This is a genomic window from Acidovorax sp. GW821-FHT09B03 (genome assembly GCF_059418305.1).
This window is the reverse complement of the sequence record NZ_JBWKPP010000014.1, coordinates 116,231-132,740: the sequence shown is the minus strand read 5'-3', so window position 1 is coordinate 132,740 and position 16,510 is coordinate 116,231. Positions and strand designations below refer to the sequence as shown.

Below are 16,510 nucleotides of genomic sequence, written 5' to 3'. Positions count from 1 at the left end.
CAAGGCCTCGGCGCGCGCCCCAGAACGGGGCATGCGCCCACTCAGAGCCATGCCGATTTGCGATTTCGGATAGACGAAAAAATCACTTCACACGGGCACGGATTTCGGGCAACGCCTTTTGCAGGTAGTAGACCATGGACCACACCGTGAGCACGGCCGAGGCCCAGATCAGCCAGGTGCCCCACACGCCCGTGTCGATCACCCCGAGGATGCGCCCGTCGTACAGCAGGAAGGGGATGGCGACCATCTGCACCGTGGTCTTGACCTTGCCGATCATGTGCACGGCCACGCTCTTGCTGGCGCCGATCTGCGCCATCCATTCGCGCAGGGCCGAGATCGCGATCTCGCGCCCGATGATGATCAGCGCCACGAACACATCGGCGCGCTGCAGGTGCACCAGCACCAGCAGCGAGGCGCACACCAGGAACTTGTCGGCCACCGGGTCCAGGAAGGCGCCGAAGGACGAGGTCTGGTTGAGCTTGCGCGCAAGGTAGCCGTCGAGCCAGTCGGTGGCGGCGAACACCACGAACATCACCGTGGCGATCAGGTTGCGCGTGGCGGGCTCCACTGGCGCATAGAACACCCCCACGATCAAAGGTATCGCGACAATGCGCGTCCAGGTCATCAGGGTGGGGATAGTCCAGAACATGGGCGCGATTGTGCACCACTGGTGATATCCCCCAGCCCCGAAATGATGCGCGCGCGAAAAGCCGCGCGGCACCCGCGCCTTCAGCGCAGTGCCCGGTAGATCTCCTCGGCCAGATCGCGCGAGATGCCGTCCACCGTCGCCAGGTCTTCCACGCTGGCACTGGCCACGCCGCGCACGCCGCCAAAGCGCTGCAGCAGGCGCGCGCGCTTCTTGGGGCCCACGCCGGGGATCTCCTCCAGTTGGCCACCGCCCACGCGCACCTTGGCGCGCGCGGCACGCATGCCGGTGATGGCAAAGCGGTGGGCCTCGTCGCGGATCTGGGCCACCAGCATCAGCGCGGCCGAGTCCTTGCCCAGGTAGACCTTCTCGCGGCCGTCGGCGAACACCAGCTCTTCGAGGCCGACCTTGCGGCCCTCGCCCTTTTCCACGCCGACGATGCGCGTCAGGTCCAGCCCCAGCGCGGTGAACACCTCGCGCGCCACGCCCACCTGGCCCTTGCCGCCGTCGATGAGCACCAGGTCGGGCAAGCGCGCCACGCCCTTGGGCTTGACGGCCCCCTCGGCGTTCTCGGTGTCGGGCGGCGGTGCGGCCGCAAAGTCGATGCCGCCGGCCTCGCGCGCGGCCTCCACCACCTTGCTGTAGCGGCGCGTGAGCACCTGGCGCATGGCGGCATAGTCGTCGCCACCGGTGATGCCTTCTATCTTGTAGCGGCGGTACTCGCTGCTCTGCATCTTGTGGTGGTGGAACACCACGCACGAGGCCTGGGTCGATTCGCCCGCGGTGTGCGAGATGTCGAAGCATTCGATGGTCAACTGGTCCAGGTCTTCGGGCGGCAGGTCCAGCGCCTCGGCCAGGGCGCGCGTGCGCGCCTGCTGCGAGCCCTCCTCGGCCAGCAGCCGGGCCAGTTGCAGGTCGGCGTTCTTCTGGGCCATGTCCAGCCAGGCACGGCGCTGCTCGCGCGGCTGGTGGATGGCATTCACGCGCACGCCGGTCTGCTCCGACAGGGCTTCCATCAGCGCCTTGTCCACCGGCTCGCTGCACACCAGCACCGGTGGCACGGGCACGCCGATGTAGTGTTGGGCGATGAAGGCCTCGAGCACCAGCGCCTCCACCCGGCGCGCGGGCAGCACGGCGGCGGCGGGCGCGGCATCGCCCTCCACCTCTTCTTCCTCATGGATGGCAGCGGCATCTTCCACATGCACCGGAAAGTACGGCCGATCCCCCAGGTGCCGTCCGCCGCGCACCATGGCCAGGTTCACGCAGGCGCGGCCGCCCTGCACGCGCACGGCGAGGATGTCCACGTCCTTGTCGTCCGCGGTCTCGATGGACTGTTGGTGCAGCACGCGCGACAGCGCCTGCATCTGGTTGCGCACATCGGCCGCCTGCTCGAACTCGAGCTTGTCCGAGTGCGCCATCATGCGCACCTCCATGGCCTTGAGTACTTCCTGCGTCTCGCCGCGCAGCAGCGCCTCGGCGTGCTGCACATCGGCCGCATAGGCCTCGGGCGAGACCAGGTCCACGCACGGGCCCGAGCAGCGCTTGATCTGGAACAGCAGGCAGGGCCGCGTGCGGTTGGCGAACACCGTGTCCTCGCAGGTGCGCAGGCGAAACACCTTTTGCAGCAACTGGATCGACTCCTTCACCGCCCAGGCGCTCGGGTAAGGCCCGAAGTAGCGGTGCTTCTTGTCCACCGAGCCGCGGTAGTAGGCCATGCGCGGAAACACCTGCGAGGGCGAGCCCTGCCCCACCGCCGTGCCCGGCGCGCCGGTGATCTTCAGGTAGGGGTAGCTCTTGTCGTCGCGGAACAGGATGTTGAACTTGGGGTTCTGCGTCTTGATCAGGTTGTTTTCAAGCAGCAGCGCCTCGGCCTCGGAGCGCACCACCGTGGTCTCCATGCGCACGATCTTGCTCACCATGTGGCCGATGCGCGTGCCGCCATGGTTCTTGGTGAAGTAGCTCGACACCCGGCGCTTCAGGTGCCGCGCCTTGCCCACGTAGAGCAGCGCGCCCTGCGCGTCGAAATAGCGGTACACCCCCGGCAGCGGCGGCAGCGCGGCCACCTGGGCCAGCAGTTCTTCGGAATGGGCTCGCAGTGCTTCTTCGTCTTCGGACATGGGGGCTATTGTCATGGCAATGCGAAGCGCCCTGCCCGGCACCGCGTATCGCCAGGCCGGGCGCCCTGGCGTGGGGGGGATGCCCGGGCTCCGGCGCCGGCCGCACAGCGCATAGCCATATGCGGTTTTCATGCTTCGCGGCGGGCCGCGTGGTGCTACCTTGGCGGCCAGTTTCCACACAAACGCCCGCGCCCCATGACCTACACCCCTACTTACCTGCAGGCCCGCTACGGCGCCCAGGCCGCCGCCTGGCCCGTTCCCCGCCACCCGGTGGTTGAGCACATCCTGTCGCACCGCTCGGTGCGCAACTTCCTGCCCGACGCGCTGCCACCCGACACCGTGCAGACCCTGGTGGCCGCTGCCCAGTCGGCCCCCAGCAGCTCCAACCTGCAGACCTGGAGCGTGGTCGCCGTGCACAGCCAGGACAGCCGCAACCGCCTGGCCGAGCTGGCGGGCAACCAGGGCCATATCCGCACCGCGCCCCTGATCCTGGTGTGGCTGGCCGACCTGTCGCGCATCGCCCGCATTGCGCAGTACAAGGACCAGCCCGCCGACGGCCTGCCCTACCTGGACACCTACCTCATGGCCGTGATCGACGCCGCCCTGGCCGCGCAGAACGCCGTGGTCGCCGCCGAGGCGCTGGGCCTGGGCACCGTATACATCGGCGCCCTGCGCAACCAACCCGAGGCGGTCGCCCAGGTGGTGGGCACACCCGCTGGCGTGTTCCCCGTCTTCGGCCTGGTCGTGGGCCACCCCGATCCCGCCCGCCCCGCCGCCATCAAGCCCCGGCTGCCGCAAGCCAGCGTGCTGCACCACGAACGCTACACCGCACCCGCCAGCCTGGCCGCCGAGATCGGCGATTACGACGCCCAGCTGCGCGACTTCCAAGTTAGTGAGGGCCTGCCCGAGGTGGACTGGAGCGATCTGGTGCTGCAGCGGCTGGCCAATGCCGACTCGCTCAAAGGCAGGCACCGGCTGGTGGATGCGCTCAAGGGGGCGGGGTTCGCGCTGCGCTGATCCATCACGCGCTTGGACGCGCAGGACAATCCGTGTAAATTCCTTCCAGGAAAGCGGGAGGGACGTAATCCATGGGCGACAAGTACGCCAGCACATCGCCAGCAGGCTCACGAAGAGCTGACGAACGCTTTCCCACCCCTACCGCGCCGACAGCTACACCCGCCTGATGACGCAGCCAGGCCGCCCGGTGCCGCCGGGCGCCACGGCGTTCAAGGACCGCGCGCGGTTGCGCTGCGCAGCCGGACCAGACTCCTTACCATGAAAGAGAGAGGGACCGCATGAACCGATCCGTCACCCGCCTGGCAACCCTGGCCGTGGTGCTGACCCTGTCGCTACTGGGCGGGGCAGGCAACGGCGCCCACGCTGGCGAAATCGACGAACGCAAGCAGATCATGGAACGGTTCACAAGGCTGTTTGCAGCCGGCGACTACGCCGCGCTGGATGCCTGGTACGACAAGGCGCTGCAACAGGACACACGCACCGCCGGCGGGCACCGCCTTGCCAACCGGCTGGTGCGCTCCATCGCCTTCGGCCCGGGGCCAGGCCAGTCTCCTGCAGACGAGCCTTACTGGCAAGCACAGCAGCACCAGGCTACCCGGTGGCTTGCTGCGCGCCCCCAGTCCATCCTGGCCACCATCGCCCTGTCGAAGGTCTACGCCTACCAGGCCTGGAGCCTTCGGGACAGCGACGCGGGCAAGTCCCTGGAGCTCAACCGGCAAGGCCAGAAGCTCTTGCTCGCCCAGTCGGAGCGGGGCCGCAAGGACCCCAATTGGTGGGCCGTCCTGCTGACCCAGGCGCACAACACCCGCATGCCCGCAAAGGAACAGCGCCAGCTGGCCCAGGACGCCATAGCCGCCTTCCCCCAGCACCCCGACATCTACACCAGAATCGCCACCACCCGCGTTCCGCAGGAGGGCGGCAGCCACAAGGCGCTGGCCGACCTGGCCGGCCAGGCGGTGGAGAACACCAAACCGCACGAAGGGCAATCCCTGTACGCGCTGCTCTACTGGAGCGTGCAGGACCAGTTGGCCCCAAACGGCCAGGCCGCCTTCACCCACCGGCAGGTCGACTGGCCGCGCATCCGCGCCGGTTTCGACGACCTGGTGCAACGCCACCCCGATCCTTACAACATCAACACCTACGCCCGCCTGGCCTGCGTGGCCGCCAAGGACAAAAAGGCCACGGCAGAGGTGCTGCAGCGCATGGGAAACAACATCGTCCAGCAAGCTTGGTCCAGCCGCGAAGAGTTCATGGGCTGCCAAGCCTGGGCGGGGGGCGCTGCTGCCCGGTGATGCCGCCTTGTGCTGCCGCGCCAGCGCAGCGCGGATGCACGCGAAAAAAGGGGATACCTGCTGGTGGATGCGCCCAAGGGCGCAGGGCTTGCACTGCGGCAGCATGCGGCGTTTGCGCGCGGCCGCACTCCACTCATGCGGCGGTGCCAGCCCGTGCAGTGGCTCGCCCCCGCGCACCCGCCGGCCCGGCCCGCCGCTGCAAGGCAGCGCGCAACGCCAGCGCCGCCACACCCAGGGCCCGGTCCGTGCGCCAGGCCAGGTAGGTCTGCATCTGCGCCACGCCCTGCGGGCCCAGGGCCGTGGCGGGAAGGGGCAGCAGCTGCCCTTCGGCCAGTTCGCGCTCCACGGCCCACTGCGGCAGGCGGCCCCAGCCCACGCCGGCGAGGATCAGGGCACGCTTAGCGTCCTGCGTGCCCACGCGCAGGGTCTGGGGCGACAGCACGCCAAAGTCGCGCCCTTCGGACAGCGCGCTCGGGTCCTCCAGCACGATCTGCAGGTGGTCTGCCAGGTCCGCGCCCGCCAGGGCCTGCCTGCTGCGCCCACGCCTTGCCAGAGGGTGGCCCTGCGCGGCCACCGCGACGATGGGCACGGCCTGCAGCGCCTCGGTCTCGATGCGCGGGTCGCGAAAATCCTCGCCCGCCATGATGGCCAGGTCGCAGGCCTCGTCGCGCAGCGCCTGCAGCGTGCCGCCCAGCGGCGCGGTGGCCAGGCGCAGCCGCACCGAGGGCAGGGCCGCGCGCACCTCGCCCAACGCGGCGGCCGCCAGGGGCAGCGGGTAGAGCGTGTCCACCATCAGCGCCAGCTCGGTCTCCACGCCTTCGCCCAGGCCACGGGCACGCGCGCGCAGAAAATCCACCTTGAGCAGCACGGCGCGCGCATCCTCCAGCAGGGCGGCGCCCGCTGCCGTGAGCGTGGGCCGGTGGCCGCTGCGGTCGAACACGGCCACGCCCAGCTGGTTCTCCAGGTTGGCGATGGCATGGCTCACGGCCGACTGGGCGCGCAGCAGCCGTGCGGCGCCCGCGCGAAAGCTGCCGGCCTCGGCCACGGTGACGAACATGCGGATCTGGTCGAGGGTGAGGGCGTCGAGCATGGAGGGCCTTGTTGATCTTTTTCATAGATCAGGATGGCCTGAATTTTATGGCTTCCGTAGATCACTCCATGTACCGATACTTGGCTCCATCCCGACCCCAGAAGAAAGACGTTGGCGCCACCATGACCCAGGTTCTCGTTCTCTACTATTCGTCCTACGGCCACATCGCATCCATGGCCGCCGCCGTGGCCGAGGGCGTGCGCAGCCTGGGCAGCGGCACCGAGGCCGTGGTCAAGCGCGTGCCCGAACTGGTGCCCGAGCAGGTGGCGGCCAAGGCCGGCTACCAGACCGCCTTGGATGTGCCCGTGGCGTCGGTGGCGGAGTTGGCCGACTACGACGCCATCGTGATCGGCACCCCTACCCGCTTCGGAAATATGGCCGCGCAGATGAAAAACTTCCTCGACCAGGCCGGAGGCCCGTGGGCGCGCGATGCACTGGTCGGCAAGGTGGGCAGCGTCTTCACCTCCACCGGCAGCCAGCATGGCGGGCAGGAGTCGACCATCCTCTCCACCCACACGGTACTGCTGCACCTGGGCATGGTGATCGTGGGCCTGCCCTACAGCTTCAAGGGCCAGCTGCGCATGGACGAGATCACCGGCGGCTCGCCCTATGGCGCCAGCACCCTGGCCGACGATGGCCACGGCGGCGACCGCCAGCCCAGCGCCAACGAGCTCGAAGCCGCCCGCTACCAGGGCATGCACGTGGCGCGCATCGCCAGGGCGCTCGGATTTGCGCAAGGGGTGGCGTGATGCAGGGCAGTGCACCACCATCCGCCCTGCCCTCCACCGACTGGCGCGCCGTCGCCGTGGTGGTGGCCGCCGGCGTGGCCGCGTCCTTCCACCTGGGCAAGGTGGCCATTGCGGCACCGCAGCTGCAGACCGGCCTGGGGCTCAGCCTGTCCATGCTGGGTGCCCTGGGCGGCACCTTTGCCATGCTGGGTGCCGTCGGCGGCGTTCTTGCGGGGTCGGTGGTGGCACGCGCAGGCGCGCGCCGCATGCTCGTGCTGGGCCTGGCGGCCACGGTGCTGGGCACCCTGCTCGCCGTGCTGTCCGCCAGCTATGCGGTGCTGCTCGCCTCGCGTGTGGTCGAGGGGTTGGGCTTCGTGCTCATCACCGTGGCCGGGCCCACCGTGCTCGCGCGCCAGGTGCAGGCCGCCGACCGCAGCCGTGCCATGGCGCTGTGGAGCTGCTTCATGCCCACCGGCATCGCGCTGGCCATGCTCACCGGGCCGTGGTTCGGCGGCTGGCACAGCCTGTGGACCGCAGCGGCTCTGGGCTCGGGCGCCATCGCCGTGCTGGTGCTGTGGACCGTGCCCCGCGCCATGGACACGCATGGCGCGGCCGACGGGCCGCGCGCACGCATTGCCGAGGTGGGGCGCGGCCCCGCGCTGGCCTTGGCCACCACCTTCCTGCTCTACAGCCTGATGTTCTTCGCGCTGTTCAGCTTTCTGCCCGTGCTGCTGCAGCAGCGCCTGCAGGTGGACGCCAGCACGGTGGGCCTGCTCGCGGCGCTGGCCAGCGCGGCCAACATCGTCGGCAACCTCGCCGCCGGCGCGCTGCTGCCGCGGCTGGGCCGCACGGTGCTGGGCACCGCCGCTGCGGCCGCAATGGGGCTGTGCGCCCTGGGCATCTTCGTGCCGGTGCTGCCCCCGTGGGCCGCCTTTGTGCTATGCCTGGTGTTCTCGGCCATGGGCGGGCTGGTGCCGTCCAGCCTGCTGTCATCGGTGCCGCAGGTGACGTCGACACCCGCCCAGGGCGCGCTGGCCGTGGGCCTGCTCATGCAGGGCAGCAACCTGGGCCAGGCCCTGGGCCCGCTGCTGGTGGGCAGCGCGGTGGACCACCATGGCTGGTCGGCTGCGGCGGTGTGCGTGGTGGCGGCTGCGCTGGCGATGGCCTGCACCGTGCGCTGGCGCCGCACGGGCACGTAGCGCCGCGTCAGGCCGCCCCTTCAAGGGTCGCCAGCACCCGGCGTGCCACCCGGTCGAACTCCGCCGGGCGCTCCTTGAGCCAGGCATGCAGGTGGTGGCCCGCGCCGTCGAGCCGCAGCACCTCCACATTGCTGGCCTTGCGGGCGCGACGGACGTACTGGTCCTCCACCTGCCGTGGAATCACCGCATCCTCGGCACCCAGCACCAGCAGCAGCCGGCCCTCGAAGCGTTCGAGCGCATCGAATGCCGGTGAGGCCGCAAAGTCGCTCGTCGCGCGGATCACTTGCTGGAACGCAGGGCCGAAGGGCACCTCCAGCGCCGCGGCCTCGTACGCGGCCGGGCAGTACAGCACCAGCGCGGGCGGTGCCAACGCATCGATCAGCGAACATGCGACATGCCCGCCCATGCTGGAGGCGATCAGCGATACCGGCCTGGGCACGCCAAGGTGCTCCACCACCGCCAGGGCTTGCTGCGCACGGTCGCTCAGACCCGAGTCGGCCAGGCTGCCCGTGCTCTCGCCCTGCCCCATGAAGTCGAAGGCCACACCGGAATGCCCCTGCCCGGCCAGGAAGCCGAGCAAAGGCTGGTACCCCAGGCGCGACGAGGTGCCGCCGCCATGCAGGGCCAGGGTGTGCGGCGTGCTGAGGGATGGGCTGTGGGTGGTGGTCCCATGCAGTTGCACTTTGCGGAACGGGAGCTGGAAATGGGAGTGCGCCATGGCTTGCTTTCTGGGGACGCGGGGATGATGGCACGCCCAGCCGCTACAGTCGGGCAGCCAGCCCCACAGGAGCCCCACGATGACCGCCCGCCGCGCTATCGGATCCGACATGGATGCCGTGCTCGCCCTGTACCGCGAGCTGCGGCCGCACGATCCGCCGCTGGCCCCCGACCGGGCCCTGGTGCTGTGGAACAGCGTCCACGACAGTCCCCACTCCCTCATCGCCGTGTGCGAGCACGAAGGCGTGGTGGCCGCCACCTGCATGCTGGCCCTGGTCGCCAACCTGGCGAGCGGGGGCCGCCCCATCGGCTTCATCGAGCATGTGGTCACCGCATCGACCGCGCGGCGCCTGGGCTTGGCCGAGGCATGCCTGGCATTTGCCGTGGACGAGGCCTGGCGGCTGGGCTGCTGCAAGGTGGTGCTGCTCTCGGGTGCGCAGCGCCCGCAGGCCCATCGCCTGTATGAAAAACTGGGCTTCAATGGGGATACGGAGCGCGGCTTTGTCATCAAGCGGCCGGCGGAGTGATGCATCCATGCCCTGAAAGCCGCACTCCCGGCCCCACGCCACCGGGTTAACCCGCGATCGTGCACACAAAAGTTTCGCCCATCAAAACTTCGACCGAAGGCTTTGACGGGAAGAACGGCAATCCCTAGATTGCAGGCAGTCCTGTCGTTTCACTCCAAGAAACACCGAGAAGAACTGCCATGCCCTCTGCCGCCCTGCGCCCCAGATCCGTCGTCACCCGAAGCCACGATGGCGCCAGCACCTCCTCCGTGGAGCGCGCCATGCGCGTGCTGCGCGTCATGTCCGAAGGCGGCAGCACGCGGCTCACCGACATTGCCGCCGCGGCCGGGCTGGACAAGGCCACCGCGCTGCGTCTGCTCGACGTGATGGTGCGCGACGGCTTCGTTGCCCGCGATGCGCAGAGCAAGCAGTTCTCGCTGGGCCCCGAACTCATGGTGCTGGGCGCGGCCGCGCTGCGTAGGTTCGACCCGCGCCAGCTGGCCCAGCCCAGCCTGCTGCGGCTGACCGGCACGTTCGAGGACAGCGCGGTGCTTTCCATCCCGAGCGGCGTGGAGTCGCTGTGCATTGCGGTGGAAGAAGGCACCTACCCCATCCGCGCCAACTACCTGCGCGTGGGCAGCCGCCGCCCGCTGGGGGCGGGTGCAGGCAGCCTGGCGCTGCTGGCCTTCATGCCCGACGCGGAGCGCGAGGCTGCGCTGGAGATACTGGCCGCGCAGCTGCCCGCGCGCTACCCGCGCATCACCGTGGCCCTGCTGCACGAGCGCATTGCCCAGGCGCGCGAGCGCGGCTACGTGGTGCTGCTCGACGTGGTGGTGGAGCGCATGGGCGGCATCGCCGCGCCCATCTTCGACCCCGATGGCCGGCCCGTGGCCGCCCTGAGCATCGCTGCGCTCAGCGACCGCATCCTCGGTCGCGAAGCCGCTTTGGCCCAGGCCCTGCGCCGCGAATCCACGGTGTGCCAGGTGCGCTGGGCCGAGGCCCTGCGGCCCGACCGCGCGCCGCAGGCACCCGCCGCGGCAACCACCACCCGCCGCACCAAGGCCGCAGCAGCATGACCACCACCCACCCCGCCACCGCCTACATCCGCGCCGTGGGCAACACGCCCTTTGGCCGGCACGAGGGGCACAGCGCCCTGGACCTGATGGCCCGCGCCGCCACCCAGGCGCTGGATGGCGCGCAACTGCGCCGCGGCGACATCGACGGCGTGCTGTGCGGCTATGCCACCACCCTGCCGCACCTGATGCTGTCCACCCTGTTCTGCGAGCGCTTTGCCCTGCAGCCCCGGTACGCGCACAGCCTGCAGCTGGGCGGTGCATCGGGCGCGGCCATGCTGGTGCTGGCGCGCGAGCTGGTGCGCGCGGGCCGCTGCCGCCATGTGCTGGTGGTGGCGGGCGAGAACCGGCTCAGCGGCCAGTCGCGCGACAGCGCCATCCAGACCCTGGCCCAGGTGGGCGATGCGGACTACGAGGTGCCCAACGGCGCATCGGTGCCGGCCTACTACGGCCTGCTGGCGTCGGAATACATGCACCGCACCGGCACCACGCAGGCCGACCTGGCCGAGCTGGCCGTGCTTATGCGCGCCAACGCCGCGCGCCACCCCGACGCGCACCTGCGCACCCCCATCACCGTGGCCGATGTGCTGGCCGCCAAGCCCATTGCCGCGCCGCTCGGCCTGCTGGACTGCTGCCCCATCTCCGACGGCGCCATGGCCGTGGTGGTGTCGACCGAGCCCGGCGCGCATGCCCGCATTGCCCTCACCGGCAGCGGCCAGGCGCACCGCCACCAGCACCTGACGGCGATGGCCGACGTGATGCAGTGCGGTGCGGGCCAGGCCGCGCAGCAGGCATTCGCGCAGGCCGGCCTGGCGCTGGCCGATGTGGACTACCTGGGCATCTACGACTCGTTCACCATCACCCTGGCCATGCTGCTCGAAGAGATCGGTTTCGCCCCGCGCGGCGGCGCGGCGGCGCGGGCGCGTGCGGGCGACTTCGCACCCACCGGCGTGCTGCCGCTCAACACCCATGGCGGGCTGCTCTCGTTCGGCCACTGCGGCGTGGCCGGCGGCATGGCCCATGTGGCCGAGGCCTGGCGGCAGATGGCAGGCCAGGCCGGCGCGCGGCAACTGGCCCCGCCGCGCCACGCCTTCGTGCATGCCGACGGGGGCGTGATGTCGTCCCACGTCAGCCTCATCCTGTCGCGGGAGGCCGCATGACCGACACCACCCACCCAGCACTCGCCGCCCCCTTCACCGAGGGCCTGGCCCAGGGCCTCATCCGCTACCAGCGCTGCAGCGCCTGCGGCGCGGCGCAGACCCTCGCGCGCTATGCCTGCCAACACTGCGGCCACGGCGCGCTGCAATGGCACGACGCGGCGGGCACGGGCACGGTGCGCGCCGCCACCGTGGTGGCACGCGCCCCATCGGACGAGTTCCGCCCGCTGGCGCCCTACACCCTGGTGCTGGTGCAACTCGACGAAGGCCCGCGCCTCATGGCGCATGCCATGCCCGGCGTGCGCATCGGCGATGCCGTGCGCGCGGGCTTCTTCGAGCACGCCGGCCGCACCCTGGTGCGCTTTGCCCCGCCCTGATCCTCGCCTCCTCCGCTTCCTGTTCTCGCATTGCCAACCAAGACCATAAGGAGACAAGCAATGAAAGCACCGAGCACCGCCCGCCGCCACCAGCTCACCGGCCTGCTGGCCCTCGCCCTGCTGTGCAGCACCAGCGCACCGGCCGCCTGGGCGCAGACCTACCCCGACAAGCCCGTCAAGCTCGTCGTGCCCTACCCGCCCGGCGGCCCCACCGACATCGTGGCCCGCGTGGTGGCGCAAAAGCTGCAGGACGCGCTCGGCCAGCCCTTCGTGGTCGAGAACCGCCCCGGCGCGGGCGGCAACCCAGGCGCCGAGGCCGTGGCCCGCAGCGCGCCCGACGGCTACACCCTGGTGGTAGCGACCACCGCGCACGCCATCAACCCCTCGCTGTTCAGCAAGCTCAACTACCAGCTCATGAAGGACTTCGCGCCCATCTCGCAGCTCACCGCGGGCCCCCTGGTCATCGTGGTCCCGCCGGCGCTGCCGGCCAGCAACGTCAAGGAGCTGATCGCGCTGGCCAAGTCCAAAAGCGGCGGGCTCAACTACGGCTCGTCGGGCAACGGCCAGTCCACCCACCTGTCGGCCGAGCTGTTCAGCGCCATGGCGGGTGTGAAGATGTCGCACGTGCCCTACAAGGGCAGCGCCCCCGCGCTCACCGACGTGATGGCCGGGCAGACGGACCTGATGTTCGACACCATGCTCTCGGCCCTGCCGCACGTGAAGGCGGGCAAGCTCAAGGCCCTGGCCGTCACCAGCGCCCAGCGCTCGCCCGTGGCACCCGATGTGCCCACCGTCGCCGAAAGCGGCCTGCCCGGCTACGAAGCCATCGCCTGGAACGGCCTGCTCGCCCCCGCCGGCACGCCCGCGCCCGTGGTCGCCAGGCTCAATGCCGAGCTGAAAAAGGTGCTGGAAAGCGCCGACGTGAAGCAGCGCTTCGAGGCCCAGGGCTTCACCCCCATGTGGAACACCCCCACCGACTACCGCGCCTTCATGCAGGCCGAGGTCGACAAATGGGCCAAGGTCGTCAAAACCTCAGGTGCCACCGTCGACTAGTTAGCGACTCAAAAAGCTCTTCTGGCGTCGTTGCTGCGTCTTGTCGTACCGCTGGTACTGCCTGCGACGCAGCGCCTAGCCAGAACCGCTGCGCTGAGCTTTGTGAGCCGCTCTGAACCAGCGTTGTAAAGCCGGATTCATCCCATTTCGTTCATTCGTCACTCACCACGCCATGTCCCCCTCCCTGCTCTCCTGCGCCCTCAACCCCCAGTCGGTGGCCATCATCGGCGCGTCCGACAACATCCACAAGATCGGCGGGCGCCCCATCCACTACATGCAGCGCCACGGCTTTGCGGGCCGCATCTACCCCATCAACCCGCAGCGCGAGACCATCCAGGGCATTGCCAGCTACAGCAGCCTCGCGGCGCTGCCCGAGGTGCCCGAGCTGGCCCTGGTGGTGGTGGCCGGCGACACGGCCGTGGCCGCGGTGGCGGAATGCGCGGCGCGCGGCGTGAAGGCCGCCGTGGTCATCGCCTCGGGCTTTGGCGAAACAGGGCCCGAGGGCGCGGCCGTGCAGCAGCAGATGGTGGCCACGGCGCGCGCAGCCGGCATGCGCCTGTTCGGGCCCAACACGCAGGGCCTCGCCAACTTCGGCACCGGGGCCATCGCGGGCTTTTCCACCATGTTCATCGAGGTGCCGCCGCAGGACGGCCCGGTGGGCATCGTCAGCCAGAGCGGCGGCATGAGCGCCATGGCCTACGGCCTGCTGCGCGGGCGCGGCCTGGGCGTGCGCCACGTGCACGCCACCGGCAACGAGGCCGACGTCACCGTGGGCGAACTGGCCTGGGCCGTGGCCCACGACCCCGACGTGCGCCTGCTGCTGCTGTACCTGGAGAACATCGCCCAGCCCGAGCTGCTGGCCGCCACCGCCGCCTATGCGCGCGAGCGCGACCTGCCCATCATCGCCGTCAAGGCCGGCCGCACGGCGGGCGGGCAAAAGGCCGCCTCATCGCACACCGGCTCGCTCGCCAACGAGGACCGCACGGTGGACGCCTTCCTGCGCCACCACGGCATCTGGCGCGTGCGCGACCCGCATGCCCAGGCCCTGGCGGCCGAGGCGTACCTCAAGGGCTGGCGGCCCACCGGGCGGCGCCTGGTGGTCATCAGCAACTCCGGCGCCAGCTGCGTCATGGGGGCCGACACCGCCGACGACGTGGGGCTGCCCCTGGCACAGCTTGCGCCCGCCACCCAGGCCGCCGTGGCCGCCAAACTGCCCGGCTTTGCCACCGCCACCAACCCCATCGACATCACGGCCGCGCTGCTCAGCAACAGCGGCTTGTTCGGCGACGTGCTGCCCTCCGTGGCGCAGGACCCTGCGGCCGACCTGTTCTTCATCAACATCCCCGTGGCCGGCGCGGGCTACGACGTGGACGCCTTCGCGCGCGACACCGCCGCCTTTGAGGCCACCACCGGCAAGCCCGTGGCCGTGGCCGCCTGGCAGGACAGCGTGGCCGCCCCGTTTCGCGCCCAGGGCATCGCCACCTACGCCAACGAGGCCCAGGCCCTGGGCGTGCTGGCCCAGTTGGCCGACCACACGGCGCTGATGCGCAGGCCCCCCGCACCCGCGCTCCCGCCCCTGCAGGTGCAGGTGCCCGCAGGCCCCGCCGGATTTCTCAACGAGGTGGACAGCCTGGCCCTGCTGGCGCGCCACGGCGTGCCCACCGTGCCGCTGCGGCTGGTGACCACGGCGCAGCAGGCGCGCGAGGCTTTCGCCGCCATCGGCGCACCCGCGGTCGTCAAGGCCTGCTCGCCCGACATACCGCACAAGTCCGAGCACGGCCTTGTGGCCTTGAACGTGAAAAGCGCCGACGAGGCCGCGGAATGCTTCGACCGCTTCTGGCAGAAGATGGCCACCATGGGCGTGGCACGCGACGGCGTCATCATCGCCGCCATGCGCCGCGGCCGGCACGAGTTCATGGTCGGCGCCCGGCACGACCCCGTCTTCGGTCCCGTGGTCGTCGTCGGCGACGGCGGCAAGAACGTCGAGGCCCTGCAGGACTGCGCCGTGCTGCTGCCCCCCTTCAGCACGCAGGACGTGCACGACGCCCTCTCCACCCTGCGCATCGCCCCCCTGCTGGCCGGCGTGCGCGGTGACCCACCGCTGGACGTGGCCGCGCTGGCCGAGGTGGCGGTGGCCGTGGGCACGGTGATGGCGAACGCGAACGGACGCATCGCCTCCATGGACCTCAACCCCGTGCTGGTGGGTGCTGTGGGTGAAGGGGCAGTGGTGGTGGATGCGCTGGTGGAGCGGGCCGGCTCATCTGGCCTTGAAGCACAGAATCGGTAGACCGGTGCGCCGCATCCCGTCCTCCTCGCAAGCCGGTCCGCGGCTTACCCCAGCATCCAAAGATGCACGCCCGCACCGGCAGACACAACGGCCATGACCACGAACACCCAGTGCAACCCCGGAAACCCCTGTGCACCGCTGTATTTCCGGGGACGGGAAAGCGGCTGCTCATGCGCCAACAAAAGATCCACCTCTGCCGTCCTGCCATCTGCAGGCGGAACGGCCCAGACCTGGTGGCTGGATGAATGGCGAAACTGGGACGCGTCATACGCCAGGTAGCCAAAGAAGATGGATAGAGCGAAAAGCCAGAGTGCGGACATCGGAGACCCGAGGTGATACCTGTGCAAAATGGATCAATGCATGGTCGCAAGGCTATGCAGCCACAGCCTCCAGGTCCTGCTCGCCTACCGCCCGCACACCCAGCGGAAGCACGCACAGCCGCACACCATCGAGCGTGAGTACAAGACCCAGTTGCCCACCCACCTGCACGATGCCACAGGTGGTGGCGGTAGCCGCCGCACGTGGCGCAGCCGGGAAGCCTGGCACAGATACGGCCCTCACCACCGAACGCACCGGCGGCTGACCCAACACGGCCCACAGGGCCTGCGGGTCGCGCAGCTGCAGCGACCGCAGGTAGACACGGAAGATGGAGTCCTCGCGTTCTCCCGCTTCTTCAACCTCTTGCCGTGCGCCATCTGGTCCGGGCTGCCTCAAGCGCAGCAGCGCCCGGCGCAATTGCTGGCGGCTGCCAGCCTCGGTCTTGCCGCTGGCCTGGGCCAGCTCGGCATGGCTGGCTTCGAACACCTCGTACAGCAGCACGGCAGCCCCATCCGCGGGCGCCAGGCGTGCTGCAAGGACCCGCAGGGCGCGCTCGGCCTGCTGGGCCTGTGCGGCCTCGGCCTCGGCAGAGGGGCTGGATGACAGCCCCGCATCGCCAGCATCGCTCAATTGCGCCACCCATTGCTCCATCCACTGGCGCCGCCGCAACCGGTCGATGGCCAGGTTGCGCACCACGGTGTGCAGCCAGGCCTGCGCGGCGTTCAGTTCGGACGTATCGGCGCCGGACTCCAGCGCGCGCACCAGAGCGTCCTGCACCGCATCCTCGGCCTCGGCCGGGCCCAGCAGGCGCGCGGCCGCGCGCACCAGGCTGCGGCGGGCGGCATGGTCGGTCAGGGGGAGAACGTGGGGGCGGTCATCGTGCATGGCAGCCATCTTGCCATGGTGGGGTGGATCCTGCAGGACCCGTGTCAC

At 70.2% G+C, this 16,510-nt stretch carries 15 protein-coding genes; 10 read left to right on the top strand and 5 right to left on the bottom strand.

What is annotated here, in order from left to right:
- Nucleotides 1-82 precede the first annotated feature (82 nt).
- Both pgsA and uvrC read right to left on the bottom strand, forming a co-directional pair.
- On the bottom strand, nt 83-649 hold the full coding sequence (gene pgsA / locus AC07PA_RS22595) for a CDP-diacylglycerol--glycerol-3-phosphate 3-phosphatidyltransferase (protein ID WP_007858658.1): 567 nt from the start codon (nt 647-649) through the stop codon (nt 83-85).
- A gap of 80 nt (nt 650-729) precedes the next feature.
- Nucleotides 730-2,763, bottom strand: a complete 2,034-nt coding sequence (uvrC, locus tag AC07PA_RS22590; RefSeq protein ID WP_494606365.1) for an excinuclease ABC subunit UvrC — start codon at nt 2,761-2,763, stop codon at nt 730-732.
- A 195-nt stretch (nt 2,764-2,958) separates the two neighbouring features.
- Between uvrC and AC07PA_RS22585 the strand changes: the two genes are divergently transcribed.
- Together AC07PA_RS22585 and AC07PA_RS22580 are read left to right on the top strand one after the other, a co-directional pair.
- Nucleotides 2,959-3,780, top strand: coding sequence for an NADPH-dependent oxidoreductase (locus tag AC07PA_RS22585; protein WP_494606367.1), 822 nt, complete (start codon nt 2,959-2,961; stop codon nt 3,778-3,780).
- A gap of 278 nt (nt 3,781-4,058) precedes the next feature.
- Nucleotides 4,059-5,072, top strand: coding sequence for a hypothetical protein (locus AC07PA_RS22580; RefSeq protein ID WP_494606369.1), 1,014 nt, complete (start codon nt 4,059-4,061; stop codon nt 5,070-5,072).
- 133 nt (nt 5,073-5,205) lie between these two features.
- Here AC07PA_RS22580 and AC07PA_RS22575 read toward each other — a convergent pair whose 3' ends face one another.
- Entirely contained in the window at nt 5,206-6,162 is a 957-nt protein-coding gene (locus AC07PA_RS22575; protein WP_494606371.1) for a LysR family transcriptional regulator, read from the bottom strand.
- A 122-nt stretch (nt 6,163-6,284) separates the two neighbouring features.
- Here AC07PA_RS22575 and wrbA point away from each other — a divergent pair, with 122 nt between their 5' ends.
- Together wrbA and AC07PA_RS22565 are read left to right on the top strand one after the other, a co-directional pair.
- A complete protein-coding gene (wrbA, locus tag AC07PA_RS22570) occupies nt 6,285-6,911 on the top strand; it encodes an NAD(P)H:quinone oxidoreductase (RefSeq protein ID WP_494606373.1) in 627 nt (208 codons plus the stop codon).
- A complete protein-coding gene (locus AC07PA_RS22565) occupies nt 6,911-8,089 on the top strand; it encodes an MFS transporter (RefSeq protein WP_494606375.1) in 1,179 nt (392 codons plus the stop codon). The genes wrbA and AC07PA_RS22565 overlap by 1 nt, the downstream gene beginning before the upstream one ends.
- Before the next feature lie 7 nt (nt 8,090-8,096).
- Here the strand turns inward: AC07PA_RS22565 and AC07PA_RS22560 are convergent, their stop codons facing one another.
- The gene (locus AC07PA_RS22560) at nt 8,097-8,807 is read right to left on the bottom strand and encodes an alpha/beta fold hydrolase (protein WP_494606377.1); all 711 of its coding nucleotides are present in this window, start codon (nt 8,805-8,807) and stop codon (nt 8,097-8,099) included.
- Between the two features lie 79 nt (nt 8,808-8,886).
- Here AC07PA_RS22560 and AC07PA_RS22555 point away from each other — a divergent pair, with 79 nt between their 5' ends.
- The 6 genes from AC07PA_RS22555 to AC07PA_RS22530 all read left to right on the top strand — a co-directional run bounded on the left by AC07PA_RS22555 (nt 8,887) and on the right by AC07PA_RS22530 (nt 15,259).
- The gene (locus AC07PA_RS22555; RefSeq protein WP_494606379.1) at nt 8,887-9,333 is read left to right on the top strand and encodes a GNAT family N-acetyltransferase; all 447 of its coding nucleotides are present in this window, start codon (nt 8,887-8,889) and stop codon (nt 9,331-9,333) included.
- A 179-nt stretch (nt 9,334-9,512) separates the two neighbouring features.
- Nucleotides 9,513-10,388, top strand: coding sequence for an IclR family transcriptional regulator (locus AC07PA_RS22550; protein ID WP_494606381.1), 876 nt, complete (start codon nt 9,513-9,515; stop codon nt 10,386-10,388).
- The gene (locus tag AC07PA_RS22545) at nt 10,385-11,545 is read left to right on the top strand and encodes a thiolase family protein (protein ID WP_494606383.1); all 1,161 of its coding nucleotides are present in this window, start codon (nt 10,385-10,387) and stop codon (nt 11,543-11,545) included. The genes AC07PA_RS22550 and AC07PA_RS22545 overlap by 4 nt, the downstream gene beginning before the upstream one ends.
- On the top strand, nt 11,542-11,919 hold the full coding sequence (locus AC07PA_RS22540; RefSeq protein ID WP_494606385.1) for a Zn-ribbon domain-containing OB-fold protein: 378 nt from the start codon (nt 11,542-11,544) through the stop codon (nt 11,917-11,919). Before AC07PA_RS22545 ends, AC07PA_RS22540 begins: the two co-directional genes overlap by 4 nt.
- Nucleotides 11,920-11,979: 60 nt before the next feature.
- Nucleotides 11,980-12,972 (top strand): tripartite tricarboxylate transporter substrate binding protein, encoded by a 993-nt coding sequence (locus AC07PA_RS22535; protein WP_494606387.1) that lies wholly within the window; start codon nt 11,980-11,982, stop codon nt 12,970-12,972.
- A gap of 172 nt (nt 12,973-13,144) precedes the next feature.
- A complete protein-coding gene (locus AC07PA_RS22530) occupies nt 13,145-15,259 on the top strand; it encodes an acetate--CoA ligase family protein (protein WP_494606389.1) in 2,115 nt (704 codons plus the stop codon).
- A gap of 372 nt (nt 15,260-15,631) precedes the next feature.
- On the opposite strand, the gene AC07PA_RS22525 is transcribed toward AC07PA_RS22530, so the two are convergent.
- Nucleotides 15,632-16,462 (bottom strand): RNA polymerase sigma factor, encoded by an 831-nt coding sequence (locus AC07PA_RS22525; protein WP_494606391.1) that lies wholly within the window; start codon nt 16,460-16,462, stop codon nt 15,632-15,634.
- Nucleotides 16,463-16,510: the final 48 nt, after the last annotated feature.